The sequence below is a fragment of the Pseudomonas sp. GM17 genome (assembly GCF_000282175.2).
Classification (GTDB): Bacteria; Pseudomonadota; Gammaproteobacteria; order Pseudomonadales; family Pseudomonadaceae; genus Aquipseudomonas; species Aquipseudomonas chlororaphis.
The window spans coordinates 5,276,403-5,289,913 of record NZ_CP124732.1; the positions used below are offsets into that span (position 1 = coordinate 5,276,403).

The following is a 13,511-nucleotide window of genomic DNA, read 5'->3' on the forward strand; positions in this document are numbered from 1 at the left end:
AGCTTGCTCGCGAGGCGTCGGAGTAGTCGACGGAGCGTGCAAGCCGGGCCATTTTTTCGCGAGCAAGCTCGCTCCTACAAAGTTACCCGGGCAATCAGCTGGCGGTGGCCAGCAGCAGGTCGCGCACCGAACGGCTGTGGCGGCCTTTGTCGTGCTCGTACAGCGAGGCGGCGATTTCCTCGGCGCGGATCGGCAGCACCGACAGCAAGGTGTCGCTCAGGCCGTGGCTGGCCTGGCTGAAGCCCTGGGTGTAGATGCCGGCCTTGCAGCGCTCGTCGGTGATGAGCCGGTAGTTGCGGTCCACCTCGAAGTCGCCCAGGTAGGCTTCCAGCGGCGCCAGCAACGCACGGTGAGTCTGGCGCTCGTAGCCGGTGGCCAGGATCACCGCGTCGTAGTGGCGGGTGCTCAGCTCGCCGGTGGAGGTGTTGCGCAGCACCAGTTCGACGCCCTGGGCGGTGGCGGTAGCTTTTTCCACGGTGGTCAGGGTGCGGAAGGCATGCCGCGCGATGCCGGAGACTTTCTGCCGGTAGAGAATCCCGTAGATGCGTTCGATCAGGTCGACATCCACCACCGAGTAGTTGGTGTTCTGGTACTCGTGGACCAGGCGCTCGCGCTCGCCGCTCGGCTGCTGGAACACCAGGTCGGTGAAGGCCGGCGAGAACACTTCGTTGACGAACGGGCTGTCGTCCGCCGGTTTCAGCGCCGAACCGCGCATCAGCATGTCCACCTGCACCGAAGGGAAGCTGTCGTTGAGGTCGATAAAGGCCTCGGCGGCGCTCTGCCCGCCACCGATGATCGCCACGTTCATCGGCTGGCCGCTGGAGCACGGCTGGCTGGCCATGCGCTCCAGGTAGTGCGCGTGGTGGAACACCCGGCCGTCGTCCTTGAGCGCCTTGAAGGTGTCCGGGATCAGTGGCGTACCGCCAGGGCTGACCACCACCGAACGGCTGGTGCGGACGAATTCCTGGCCCTGGCTGTCGCGGGAAATCACCCGCAGTGCCTCGACCTGCTGGTTGTGCAGCACCGGTTCGATGGCCAGCACTTCTTCGCCGTAGCGGCTCTGTTCCTGGAAGTGCCCGGCGACCCAGCGCAGGTAATCGTTGAACTCCATGCGGCACGGATAGAAGGTGCCCAGGTTGATGAAGTCCACCAGGCGGCCGTGGTGCTTGAGGTAGTTGACGAAGGAATACGGGCTGGTCGGGTTGCGCAGGGTCACCAGGTCCTTGAGAAAGGAAATCTGCAAGTCGCTCTGGGCCACCAGCGTGTTGCCGTGCCAGCGGTAGTCGGCCTGCTTGTCGAGAAACAGCGCGTCCAGCGGACCCTGAATCTGGCCACGTTCTTCCAGCGCGATAGCCAGCGCCAGGTTCGAGGGGCCGAAACCGATACCGATCAGGTCGTGAACGATGGTCGATGCAATTGCCTGTGTCATTTCCAGTGTCCTCTGGATAAATCCCTCAACGCGGGGAGAAATCGACGGTGACCTGATCGGCCCATGGCGAGGCAGCAGGTCGTCTGTTGAGTAGGAACGAGGACAGTGAAAAAAAATTTAACAAAGAAGGATCAATGGGCGTCCCACTGCCGGACCCGCACCCGGCAATGTTTCATCGCATTGACGATGTGCTTCTCCACCAGGCTGCGGGAAATCCCCAGGCGCTCGGCGATCTCGGGGTGGGACAGGCCTTCGAGCTTGCGCAGCAGGAAACTTTCCCGGCACAGCGCCGGCAGCTCCGCCAGCGCCCGTTGCAGCATGTCCAGGCGCTGGCCGTGGTCGATGCAGGTGTGTGGCGAGGGGCTGAAAAAGCGCTCTTCGTTGTCGAGCACATCCAGGGATTCGACCTGGCGCAAGGCATTGCGCCGATGGCCGTCGATCACCAAGTTCAGCGCCGTGCGGTAGAGGAAGGCCCGCGGTTGCTCGATCGGCGTGTCGCTGGAACGCTCCAGCACCCGCACATAAGCGTCATGCACCACATCTTCGGCCACCTGCAGGTTGCCCAGCTTGGCGTTGAGGAAACACACCAGCTCGCGATAGTAGTTTTCCAACATGACTCCCGACCGCGATACGCGGCTTTTGTCCTTGAGCACAACTGGCACTCCGCCCCTGGGCAGGCGATTCGATGATGGCAGTTTAGAAGTGGCGTAATTTATAGTAATTCTCATATAGATTTAAAGTGCTGTGTCGATTCGCCGGTTTTATTTTCGTCGCCTAACCTGTAACCCCGCACCTGTAACGCCATGTGTCATGACTTAAATTCCCTCCGGCGCTTCTCGTCTACCTGACAGCTCCCCGTATCTGTCGCTCTGGCGGCAGCCTCCAGCCCTGCCCACCCCCTGGGCCAGGCCGGACGACGGGCCGACTTCCATTGGCCGGAACCCTGCATGAAACGTCCCCGTCATACCCGACGCGCCCTGCTTGTCACCCTGTGTCTGATTCCTGTCGTTGCCTTCGCCACCTGGCAGTTCCTGCCGCCGGGGCGCGACCAGCTCGCCACCGTACAAGTCAGCCGCGGCACCATCGAAAGCAGCGTGACCGCCCTGGGCACCCTGCAACCGCGGCGTTACGTGGATGTCGGTGCCCAGGCGTCCGGGCAGATCCGCAAGATCCATGTCGAGGCCGGCGACCCGGTCAAGGAAGGCCAACTGCTGGTGGAGATCGACCCCGCCACCCAGCAGGCCAAGCTCGATGCCAGCCGTTTCTCCATCGAGAACCTGCAGGCCCAGCTGCAAGAGCAGCGGGCACAGAACGAACTGGCCCGGCAGAAGTACCAGCGCCAGCAGAACCTCGCCGCCGGCGGCGCGACCCGCGACGAAGACGTGCAGACCGCCCGCGCCGAACTCAAGGCCACCCAGGCGCGGATCGACATGATCCAGGCGCAGATCCGCCAGGCCCAGGCCAGCCTGCGCAGTGACCAGGCCGAGCTGGGCTATACGCGGATCTACGCGCCGATGTCCGGCACCGTGGTCGCGGTGGACGCCCGCGAAGGCCAGACCCTCAACGCCCAGCAGCAGACGCCACTGATCCTGCGCATCGCCCGGCTGTCGCCGATGACCGTCTGGGCCGAGGTCTCCGAAGCCGATATCGGCCACGTCAAGCCGGGCATGACCGCCTACTTCACCACCTTGAGCGGCGGCGCCCGGCGCTGGACCAGCACCGTGCGGCAGATCCTGCCGATCCCGCCCAAGCCGCTGAACGAAAGCAGCCAGGGCAGCGGCAGCCCCAACAGTTCGAGCAAGAGCGGCAGCGGCCGCGTGGTGCTCTACACCGTGCTGCTGGATGTGGATAACGCCGACAACGCGCTGATGGCCGAGATGACCACCCAGGTGTTTTTTGTCGCCGAGCGCGCGCAGGACGTTCTCACCGCGCCGATCGCCGCCCTGCAGGGCAGCACCGAGAGCGGCGTCCAGCTGGCCCGGGTGGTGGCGAAAAACGGCTCGATCGAGGAGCGCAAGGTACGGGTCGGCATCAGCGACCGCTTGCGCATCCAGGTCCTGGACGGCCTCGCCGAAGGCGATCACTTGCTGATCGGTCCCGCGCAAAGCAGCGGAGGCTGAATGCAAACCCCGCTGATCGACCTCAAGGGCATCCGCAAATCCTATGGCGGCGGCGACACGCCGCAAGTGGACGTGCTGCGTGGCATCGACCTGTCGATCCACGCCGGCGAGTTCGTCGCCATCGTCGGCGCCTCCGGCTCCGGCAAATCGACGCTGATGAACATCCTCGGCTGCCTCGACCGCCCGACCTCGGGCGAGTACCTGTTCGCCGGGGAAAACGTCGCCCGGCTGGACAGCGACGAACTGGCCTGGCTGCGTCGCGAGGCCTTCGGCTTCGTGTTCCAGGGCTACCACCTGATTCCCTCTGGCTCGGCCCAGGAAAACGTCGAGATGCCGGCGATCTATGCCGGCACCCCGGCGGCCGAGCGCCACGCCCGCGCCGCCGCCCTGCTCGACCGCCTGGGCCTGGCCAGCCGCACCGGCAACCGCCCGCACCAGTTGTCCGGCGGCCAGCAGCAGCGGGTGTCGATCGCCCGCGCGCTGATGAACGGCGGCCATATCATCCTCGCCGACGAACCCACCGGCGCCCTCGACAGCCACAGCGGCGCCGAGGTCATGAGCCTGCTCGACGAACTGGCCAGCCAGGGCCACGTGGTGATCCTCATCACCCACGACCGCGAAGTCGCGGCGCGGGCCAAGCGCATCATTGAAATCCGCGACGGCGAGATCATCAGCGACACCGCCGACGAGCACCCCGAGGTCCAGGCCAGCGCCAACAGCGGCGCCCTGCAGGCAGTGGACCTGCGCCAGCGCCTGGCCGACGGCAGCGAACCCAACGGCGCCTGGAAAGGCGAGTTGGTGGATGCCGTGCAGGCGGCCTGGCGGGTGATGTGGATCAACCGTTTCCGCACCGCCCTGACCCTCTTGGGAATCGTCATCGGCGTGGCCTCGGTGGTGGTGATGCTGGCGGTGGGCGAAGGCAGCAAACGCCAGGTCATGGCGCAGATGGGCGCCTTCGGCTCGAACATCATCTACTTGAGCGGCTACTCGCCCAACCCGCGCACGCCCGAGGGCATCGTCACCCTGGACGACGTCGCGGCCCTGGCCAACCTGCCCCAGGTAAAACGCATCATGCCGGTCAATGGCGCGCAGGCCGGGGTCCGCTTCGGCAACGCCGACTACATGAGCTATGTGGGTGGCAACGACACCAACTTCCCGGAGATCTTCAACTGGCCCGTGGCCCAGGGCAGCTACTTCAGCGACGCCGACGAACGCTCGGCGGCGGCGGTGGCGGTGATCGGCCACAAGGTCCGGGAAAAACTCCTCAAGGACGTGGCCAACCCCATCGGCCAATACATCCTGATCGAGAACGTGCCGTTCCAGGTGGTCGGCGTGCTCTCGGAAAAGGGCGCCAGTTCCGGCGACAGCGACAGCGACGACCGCATCGCCGTGCCCTACTCCGCCGCCAGCATTCGCCTGTTCGGCGACCACAACCCGCAGTACGTGGCGATTGCCGCCGCCGATGCCAGCCGGGTCAAGCAGACCGAACGCGAAATCGACGAACTGATGCTGCGCATGCACGGCGGCAAGCGCGACTTCGAACTGACCAACAACGCCGCCATGATCCAGGCCGAGGCGCGGACCCAGAACACCCTGTCGCTGATGCTCGGCGCCATCGCCGCGATCTCGCTGCTGGTGGGCGGCATCGGAGTGATGAACATCATGCTCATGACCGTGCGCGAACGCACCCGGGAGATCGGCATCCGCATGGCCACCGGCGCCCGCCAGCGCGACATCCTGCGCCAGTTCCTCACCGAGGCGGTGATGCTCTCGGTGGTCGGCGGCCTGGCCGGGATCGGCGTGGCGCTGATCATCGGCGGCATCCTGATCCTCAGCGAGGTGGCCGTGGCCTTCTCCCTGGCCGCGATACTGGGGGCCTTCGGCTGCGCCCTGATCACCGGCGTCACCTTCGGCTTCATGCCAGCCCGTAAAGCTGCCCGGCTCGATCCGGTCAAGGCCCTTACCAGTGAATGATCGACCTATGAAAGTGCACCTGACCCTCCTGGCCGCCAGCCTGGCGCTGGCCGCCTGCAGCAGCCCGGCGCCGCGCCCGGACAGCGGCCTGCAAGCCCCCGCCGCCTGGCACTCCGCCGCCAGCCTCGCGCCACGCCAGCAAGATCCACGCTGGTGGCTGCAATTCGGCAGCCCGGAACTCGACCGCCTGATCGCCGAAGCCCGCGCCGGCAGCCACGACCTGGCGGCAGCCATGGCCCGGGTCCGGCAGGCCCAGGCCAGCGCCGTCATTGCCGGCGCGCCCTTGCTGCCCGCCGTCAACGGCACCTTCAACGCCAACCGGCAGAAGCTCCTGCGGGGCAGCGGCTACAGCCAGCTGGATACCAACAGCAACAACAAGGCCGTGGACTATTTCAATGCCGGCCTGAGCGCCACCTATGAAATCGATTTCTGGGGCGGCAAGCGCGCCGCCCGGGACAGCGCCCTGCTGGGCCTGCAGGCCAGCGAGTTCGACCGGGCCACCGTGGAACTGACCCTGCTCAGCGGCGTGGCCAACAGTTACGCCCAGGTACTGTCGCTGCGGGAACAGGGCCGGATTGCCGAGCTCAACCTGGCCAATGCGCAGAGCGTGCTCAGGCTGGTGCAGACCCGCTACGACGCGGGCTCGGCCACCGCCCTCGAGCTGGCCCAGCAGAAAAGCCTGGTGGCGGCCCAGCAGCGCCAGGTGCCGCAGGTCCGGCAACAGGCCGAAGAAGCCCTGATCGCCCTCGCCGCCCTCCTCGGCCGGCCAGTGCAGAGCCTGACCCTGAGCGACCAGCCTTTCGCCCAACTGAACTGGCCGGACATCGATGCCGGAGTGCCCAGCGACCTGCTGGCCCGCCGCCCCGATATCGCCAGCGCCGAAGCCCGGCTGGCGGCGGCCCGGGCCGATGTCAGGGTGGCACGGGCGGCGATGCTGCCCAACGTGACCCTGACCGCCAACCTCGGCTCCGGCGCCAACACGTTCAATGACGTGCTACGCAGCCCCTTCTACAACCTGACCGCCGCACTGGTGGCACCGATCTTCAACAACGGCCGCCTGGGCGCCGAGCGCGACAGGGCCACGGCACGCCAGCAGGAACTGCTGGAAAGCTACCGCGGGGCGATCATCAATGGCTTCGCCGATGTGGAAAAGGCCCTCACCAGCATTCGCGGCCTGGACCAGCAGCGGCAATGGCAAGGCGAAGAACTGAATCAGGCGCAGCGGGCCTTCGAGATCGCCCAGAGCCGTTATCAGGCTGGCGCCGAAGACCTGCTCACCGTGCTGGAAACCCAGCGCACCCTGTACGCCGCCCAGGACCAGAACGTGCAACTGCGGCTGTCCCGGGTGCAGTCGAGCATTGCCCTGTACAAAGCCCTGGGCGGTGGCTGGAAGACGCTCGAAACCAAGAGCCTCTGAACCCAGAGCCTGTAAATAAAGAGCCTCTCAATAACAGAGTCTCCCAATAAAGCGCTCCAGAAAACCCAACGGCGCGGGCCCTGCGACAGGACCCGCGCCGCGGCCTTACCGGCTCACAACTTCAGGTGCTGGGCGTACCAGGGACGCCGCGGTGCCCGCTTGAGCAACTGTGGCACCTCCTCGTCACGGCTCAGGGCGATACGCAGGGCCAGCTTCATGACCTCCTGGTCCATCTCCAGCGACATCTCGCCAGGCGCGTTGCCCAAAGGGCCGCAGCCATGGGTCGAGGCCCCCAGCCACGGGTCGTCGATCTCGACCCAGCGCCCGGGCGCGAACCACGGCACACCGTTGACCTCGCGGCGCAGCACTTCGCCGGGATGGAAGCGCTCATGGGCGCGGAACCAATCGTCGATGCGGTCGTCGATCCAGCCATGGAACTTCCAGAACATCGGATGCACATGGGACGAGAACGGGTCGCCGAGAAAGTCGTTCTGCGCCAGGTACCAGCGTCCGGCGAAGTCCGAGGAAACCCGGGCCTCCATGACCGGCATGCCGTTGGCAGGGTCCCGGGCGACATCGGCCCAGCGCATGTGCAACCAGTCATGCAGGCCCAGCTCGACCTCCGAACCGAACTGCCCCAGGGTCAGGCGGCTGAGGTATTCGGGGTCCTGGTACTGCGACTCCCAGACCTGGAAATTGCCATAGAAGGCCGCGTCGCTCTTCAAGCCATGCAGCCATCGGGTGAACTCTTCATCGTCGTCGGCGATCCAGGCCGGCGGCACCGAGCAGCCGTCGTGGTTTTCGTAGTAGCGGATAAAGCCCTGGCGATCCTGCTCCAGGCGCGGCGACGGCAAGGGCAGCTGCTGCCAGGACACCAGGTCCGGCTGTAGCGAACGGGCCTGCAACAGCATGTGCCGGTGCATGAAGAGGAAGTCGACTCCCGAGGCGTTGCGATGCTTGCGTCGTCCACGGGCATCGCGCTCGTGCTTGAGCGGTCCCGGCTGCCAGCCAAGCCCCCGCAGGCTGTTTTGCTTGTCCTTGGGCAAGGAATGCCAGCGATCCCGGGAGGCATGCCAGAGCTGGTGGAACAGGCGATGCTGCGGCGACACCAGCCAGGCCAGCAACTCAGGGCTCAGGCCGTTCTGCTCCCGGGCCGCGGGAAAGGCCCGCTTGCGCGCCACGAAGCGCACCGCGGACACCGGCGCCAGGGGCGAGACCTGCAACGACTGCAGGCGGCCGCTGAGGGTGCCGCTGCCGGCATTGCCCCAGCTCGCCCAGACCTCGTCGAGCGCCACCTGGCACTCATGGCTGGGCGCGCCGCCGATCTGGCCTGCGGCGAACAGCCGCCAGCACAACTTCGCGGCGTCCACCGCCGCCAGCTCGCCCTGCACCCGAAACTCCACCGGACCGTCACCGCGCAGGCTTTGCGGATGCCCCAGAAAGCCGCGCAGGCCGCGCCCGGTCGGACCGACATCGAGTACCAGCTCACAGCCGCGACGCGGTAGCGGTGCCTGGGCGTCCAGAAACTCGATATCCCAGATGCCCCGCAGGTGATCGGCGAGACGCACGCCCGGATCGAGGGCGACTTCCAGCTTGGCTTCCCCCGGGGTGATTTCCAGCTCTTCCTGACGGCGCACGTCCTGGCGCTGCAACTCCTTGCGGGTGTAGAGCGCCACAGGAATAGCCGCCCCCGTCACCGCCAGACCGGTCAAAAATCCTCGTCTCGAAAACCTCATCGCTCTACCTATATCCAGTGGCGCGTCACGCATCTAGCTAGAACGTTGGATTTGCACGGAAATTTACCGGCGAGCCACTCCCGGGCCGCTAAATTTGCCGCCGGCCAGCTCGTTTATCGCGGATAGATGTACACAAAAGGTCGGACCTGGAAGCCCTGCGCTTGCAGCCCCGACCCCGTCATCAGCCCGCCTGCGACTGGGATAGCAATGATCAAATTACCTGGTAAGAAAACCCTCTACCTGAGCCTGCTGGTACTTATTGTCGCCGTACTCGGTGTCGGTACCGGAGCCGCCTGGCACTACTACTGGAAAGGCCGGGTGTCTTACCCCAGCGACATCGTCAAGCGCGCCAACGACCTGCAGGAGCGCATCATCTCCTTCGACAGCCATGTCACCGTGCCCCTGGACTTCGGCACCGAAGGCACCGAGGCGGACAAGGACACCCATCGTCAGTTCGACCTGGTCAAGGCCGGTCGCGGCAGGATGTCCGGCGTGGCCCTGAGCATTCTCGCCTGGCCGGAAATGTGGAACGGCCCCAACGCCCCGCACCGCCCCACCGCCGGCTTCGTCGAAGAAGCCCGGCACCAGCGCGAGACCCGCTACCGGATCATCCAGGGCCTGGTGCGCGACTTCCCCAACCAGGTAGCCATCGCCTATACCCCCGCCGACCTGCGCCGCATCGCCTCCGAAGGCAAGCTAGCGGTGGTGGTCAGCCTGCTCAATGCCTATGCCATGGGCGACGACCTCGACCAGTTGGACAAGTGGGCCGCCCGCGGCATGCGCCTGTTCGGCTTCAGCTATGTGGGCAACAACGACTGGGCCGACTCCTCGCGCCCGCTGCCGTTCTTCAACGACACCCGGGACACCCTCGGCGGCCTCTCGCCGATCGGCAAGCAGGCCGTGCACCGGCTCAATGACCTGGGGGTGGTGATCGACGTCTCGCAGATGTCCAGCAAGGCCCTGGACGATGTCGCGGCCCTGACCCGCGCGCCGCTGGTGGCCTCGCACTCCGCGCCCCGGGCCCTGGTGGACATCCCGCGCAACCTCAGCGACAAGGAACTGCAGGTCATCAAGGCCACCGGCGGGGTGGTCCAGGTCGTGGGCTTCTCCACCTACCTGCGGCCCCTCAGCCAGCCGACCCTGGACAAGCTCAACGCCCTGCGCAAGCGCTTCGACCTGGCCCCGCTGCCAGGCCTGGAAAACGCCCTGATGCCGGGCGACTCGGTCATCACCATCTGGCCGGAACAGCGCTTCGGCGAGTACGCCAGCTCCCTGTACGGCATCCTTGAAGAAGAGCCCAAAGCCAGCCTCAAGGACTATGTCGACGCCATCGACTACACGGTGAAAAAGATCGGCATCGATCACGTCGGCATCAGCTCGGACTTCAACGAGGGCGGCGGCGTCAACGGCTGGATGAGCGTGGCGGACAACCGCAACGTCACCGCCGAGCTGATCCAGCGCGGCTACACCGACATCGAGATCGCCAAGCTCTGGGGCGAGAACTACCTGCGCGTCTGGGAACAGGTGCGCAAACTCGCCAAGCCGGCGCAACCCACCGCGCAACCTGTCGCACATGCCGTCGATCGTGCCGTCGAGCATGCCTCGACCGAACACGCCGCCGTCGCCGACTGAACCATGACCGACCGAACCCTGAACGAGAACCCTCCCGTGACCAATCGCCGGACCTTCCTCAAGCACGCGGGCCTGCTGGCCGCCGCCCTGCCCCTGGGCAGCTTCGCCATCGGCCAGGCCCGGGCCGCCGCCACGCCCGCCACCAGCCCCCAGCAATGGGCCCAACTGCGCCAGCTGTTCGACCTCGACCCGGACTATGTGCACCTGGCCAACTTCCTTATCACCTCGCACCCCAAGCCCGTGCGCGAGGCCATCGAACAGTACCGCGCGGTGCTGGATCGCAACCCGGCCATGGCCATGGACTACGACACCCAGTACACCTGGAAGCACGAGGCCCAGGTGCGCGAGAGCGTCGGCCGCTACCTGCAGATCAAGCCCGCCCAGGTGGCCCTGACCGGCAGCACCACCGAAGGCCTGGCCATGATGTATGGCGGCATCCACGTGCGCCCCGGGCAGGAAATACTGACCACGGTGCATGAACACTACTCGACCCGCAACGCACTCAAGTACCGCTCCCAACGCGACGGCACCCAGGTGCGCACCATCGAGCTGTTCAAGTCGCCCCACCAGGTCTCCATCGACGAAGTGCTGGGCAATATCGACCGCAGCATCCGCCCCAACACTCGCGTCCTGGGGATGACCTGGGTGCAATCGGGCAGCAGCGTGAAGCTGCCGATCGGCGAGATCGGCAAGCTGGTGGACCAGCACAACCGCAATCGCGACGAGGGCGAGCGGATTCTCTACTGCGTCGACGGCGTCCACGGCCTGGGGGTGGAGGACGTCACCTTTGCCGACCTCAATTGCGACTTCTTCGTCGCCGGCACCCACAAATGGATGTTCGGCCCGCGGGGCACCGGGATCTTCTGCTCGCGTTCGGAAAAGCTCGAGCACCTGACGCCGATGGTGGCGACCTTCTCCGAGAACCAGGACTTCGCCACCACCATGACCCCTGGCGGCTACCACAGCTTCGAACACCGCTGGGCCGTGGACCAGGCCTTCGAACTGCACATGCGACTGGGCAAGGCCAACGTCCAGGCGCGGATCCACCAACTCAACAGCTACCTCAAGCAACGCCTGCAGGAACTGCCGGGCATCGAGCTGGTGACGCCCCTGAGCCCGCAGCTGTCCGCCGGCTTCACCTTCTTCCGAGGCCCGAACCTGGACACCGACGCCACCGCCGCCTGGCTGATCGAGAACCGCATCCTGGTGGACGCGGTGGACCGCGACGCGGGACCCGTGGTGCGCATGGCGCCTGGCCTGCTCAACAGCGAGGCGGATATCGACCGCGCCATGGACCTGCTGGGCAAGCGACTGCGCGGCGGCAAGACCGCCTGAGCCTCGTCCACCTCTTTTCTCTACATCGCACAAGGTTACTGATGATGAAACCTATCGCCTGCTCCTCACTCGCCGCGCTGCTCGGCTGCCTGGTCAGCCTCACTGCCCAGGCCGCCGAACCCGCCAAGCCCGGCAGCGTGTTCAAGGACTGCAAGAACTGCCCGGAAATGGTGGTGCTGCCCGCCGGCAGCTTCGTCATGGGCTCCCCCGAAGGCGAGGTCGGCAGGGAACCCGACGAAGGCCCGCAGCACAAGGTGACCTTCAGCAAGCCCTTCGCCATCAGCCGTTTCCACGTGACCGCCGGCGAGCTGGATGCCTACATCCGCGAGACCGGCACGGTGATCAAGGACGGTGACGACCGGCCCGGTCGCCTGTGCCAGGCCAGCAAGCCGCGCTATCAACAAGGCCCGCGCCAGCCCGCGGTCTGCGTCGACTATGCCGAGGTCCAGGCCTATGCCCAGTGGTTGTCGAAGAAGACCGGCCAGCACTACCGGATGATCAGCGAGGCCGAGCGCGAGTACGCCGCACGCGCCGGCAGCACCGGTTCCTTCCCCTTCCCGTTCGATGAAGAAGGCCAGTACCAGATCAGCAAGCACGCCAACACCTACGGCCCCAAGGACGGCTACAGCTACAGCTCCCCGGTGGGCAGCTATCCGCCCAACGCCTTCGGCATGTATGACATGCACGGCAATGTCTATGAGTGGGTCGCCGACTGCTGGCACCCCGACTATGTCGGCGCGCCCACCGATGGCAGTGCCTGGATGGAAGACTCGGGCGGCGTGTGTCTCGACGCGCAGATTCGCGGCAACGACTGGGGCGAGGCCCCGGTGTTCTCCCGCTCGGGCAACCGCAACAGCCGCAAGCGCGAGGTTCGTGGGGATTGGTTGAGCTTCCGTGTCGTGCGCGAACTGGAACAGCCCGGCGCCCAGCACCAGTAAAAGGCCCGATCGACAGCGATCAAGCGCGACTGTCGCGCTTGATCACCGCGGGCCTCAGGCGCCGGCCCGGGACTCGCCGACCGGCTGCTCGGCCAGCAGCGCCAGGCCTTCATGCAAGGCCGGGAACAGGCTGTTGTTGAAGTTGTTCCAGCGCAGTTCGAGGATGGTGTCCTCGGGCGCGATCTCGGTGTTGAGCACGTCGTGGAACACCTCGCCGGAATCGATGCCGTTGTCCACGTAGTGGAACGAAGCACCGGTCATGTACAGCGGCTCGACCGGCTCGGTTTCCCGGGTGGTCCAGTCCACCACCTTCTGCCCCCGGGCACCGTACAGCGCATTCCAGGTGGCATAGGCACCGCGGCGCTCGTAGGGCGATTCGAGGCGGGTGATGCCCGGATGGATGTTCATGATCCGCCGCGCGAAAGGCGCGCCCGGACGCACCAGCTCGTCGAGGATCACCAGCAGGCCGTCGAGCACCACGATGTCGGCTTTCAGTTCCACCAAGGTGTCGTGCAGGCGACGCTCGAAATCCTGCTTGCCGGCGATGTGCTCGGCCGAGCCGCGCGGATGGCGGCGATAGGTGGACGGCACGCTGAGCAGCAGGTCATTGACCAGGCGCCCCTGCACGCGCAGGTTCGCCGGGTACAGCCATTGCCGGCCGGGCTGATAGGCGAAGCCGTAGTCGCTCACCAGTTGCCGGTCCCGTGGCGACTGTTCGTCGTCGTCATACACCACCCCGACCAGGTTATAAGCGTCGCCCAGGGGCGTCTGGTTGAGCGTCTCCACCAGGAACTCCAGCACCGACTTCATGTAGCGCTCGTGATCCTTATAGGCCACCGGCTGCCCGGCCTTGTCGGCCGCCGCGTTCCTCAGGGACCAGACATACACCAGATTCTTTTTCGTCATTTGCTCGCTCTCGCTGAATGGGCC

Annotated in this window: 10 protein-coding genes; 6 read left to right on the top strand and 4 right to left on the bottom strand. The window is 66.0% G+C overall.

Features of this window, described 5'->3' with window-relative positions:
- Positions 1 to 94: 94 nt before the first annotated feature.
- Positions 95 to 1,429 carry a lysine N(6)-hydroxylase/L-ornithine N(5)-oxygenase family protein gene (locus PMI20_RS23495; protein WP_007930102.1) on the bottom strand — a complete coding sequence of 445 codons (1,335 nt, stop codon included), beginning with the start codon at positions 1,427 to 1,429 and terminating at the stop codon, positions 95 to 97.
- Positions 1,430 to 1,560: 131 nt separating this feature from the next.
- Complete coding sequence (locus tag PMI20_RS23500) at positions 1,561 to 2,043, bottom strand: sigma-70 family RNA polymerase sigma factor (RefSeq protein WP_037035587.1); 483 nt, start codon at positions 2,041 to 2,043, stop codon at positions 1,561 to 1,563.
- A gap of 333 nt (positions 2,044 to 2,376) precedes the next feature.
- Here PMI20_RS23500 and PMI20_RS23505 point away from each other — a divergent pair, with 333 nt between their 5' ends.
- From PMI20_RS23505 to PMI20_RS23515, 3 genes are read left to right on the top strand one after another with little or no spacing between them, the layout of a single operon-like run.
- Complete coding sequence (locus PMI20_RS23505) at positions 2,377 to 3,549, top strand: efflux RND transporter periplasmic adaptor subunit (protein WP_007930104.1); 1,173 nt, start codon at positions 2,377 to 2,379, stop codon at positions 3,547 to 3,549.
- Positions 3,550 to 5,523: a MacB family efflux pump subunit gene (locus tag PMI20_RS23510; RefSeq protein WP_007930105.1), complete on the top strand. Its 1,974-nt coding sequence runs from the start codon at positions 3,550 to 3,552 to the stop codon at positions 5,521 to 5,523.
- A 7-nt stretch (positions 5,524 to 5,530) separates the two neighbouring features.
- Positions 5,531 to 6,940 (top strand): efflux transporter outer membrane subunit, encoded by a 1,410-nt coding sequence (locus tag PMI20_RS23515; protein WP_007930107.1) that lies wholly within the window; start codon positions 5,531 to 5,533, stop codon positions 6,938 to 6,940.
- Positions 6,941 to 7,053: 113 nt separating this feature from the next.
- Here PMI20_RS23515 and pvdP read toward each other — a convergent pair whose 3' ends face one another.
- Positions 7,054 to 8,676, bottom strand: coding sequence for a pyoverdine maturation tyrosinase PvdP (pvdP, locus tag PMI20_RS23520; protein ID WP_007930110.1), 1,623 nt, complete (start codon positions 8,674 to 8,676; stop codon positions 7,054 to 7,056).
- A gap of 207 nt (positions 8,677 to 8,883) precedes the next feature.
- Here pvdP and pvdM point away from each other — a divergent pair, with 207 nt between their 5' ends.
- The 3 genes from pvdM to pvdO are packed head-to-tail and all read left to right on the top strand — an operon-like array spanning position 8,884 to position 12,581.
- On the top strand, positions 8,884 to 10,308 hold the full coding sequence (gene pvdM / locus PMI20_RS23525) for a pyoverdine-tailoring dipeptidase-like protein PvdM (protein ID WP_007930111.1): 1,425 nt from the start codon (positions 8,884 to 8,886) through the stop codon (positions 10,306 to 10,308).
- Between the two features lie 36 nt (positions 10,309 to 10,344).
- Positions 10,345 to 11,643, top strand: coding sequence for a pyoverdine-tailoring periplasmic protein PvdN (gene pvdN, locus PMI20_RS23530; RefSeq protein WP_037035589.1), 1,299 nt, complete (start codon positions 10,345 to 10,347; stop codon positions 11,641 to 11,643).
- A gap of 44 nt (positions 11,644 to 11,687) precedes the next feature.
- Positions 11,688 to 12,581, top strand: a complete 894-nt coding sequence (gene pvdO / locus PMI20_RS23535) for a dihydropyoverdine dehydrogenase (protein WP_052034498.1) — start codon at positions 11,688 to 11,690, stop codon at positions 12,579 to 12,581.
- 54 nt (positions 12,582 to 12,635) lie between these two features.
- On the opposite strand, the gene PMI20_RS23540 is transcribed toward pvdO, so the two are convergent.
- Positions 12,636 to 13,487, bottom strand: coding sequence for a formyltransferase family protein (locus PMI20_RS23540; protein WP_007930114.1), 852 nt, complete (start codon positions 13,485 to 13,487; stop codon positions 12,636 to 12,638).
- Positions 13,488 to 13,511 lie beyond the last annotated feature (24 nt).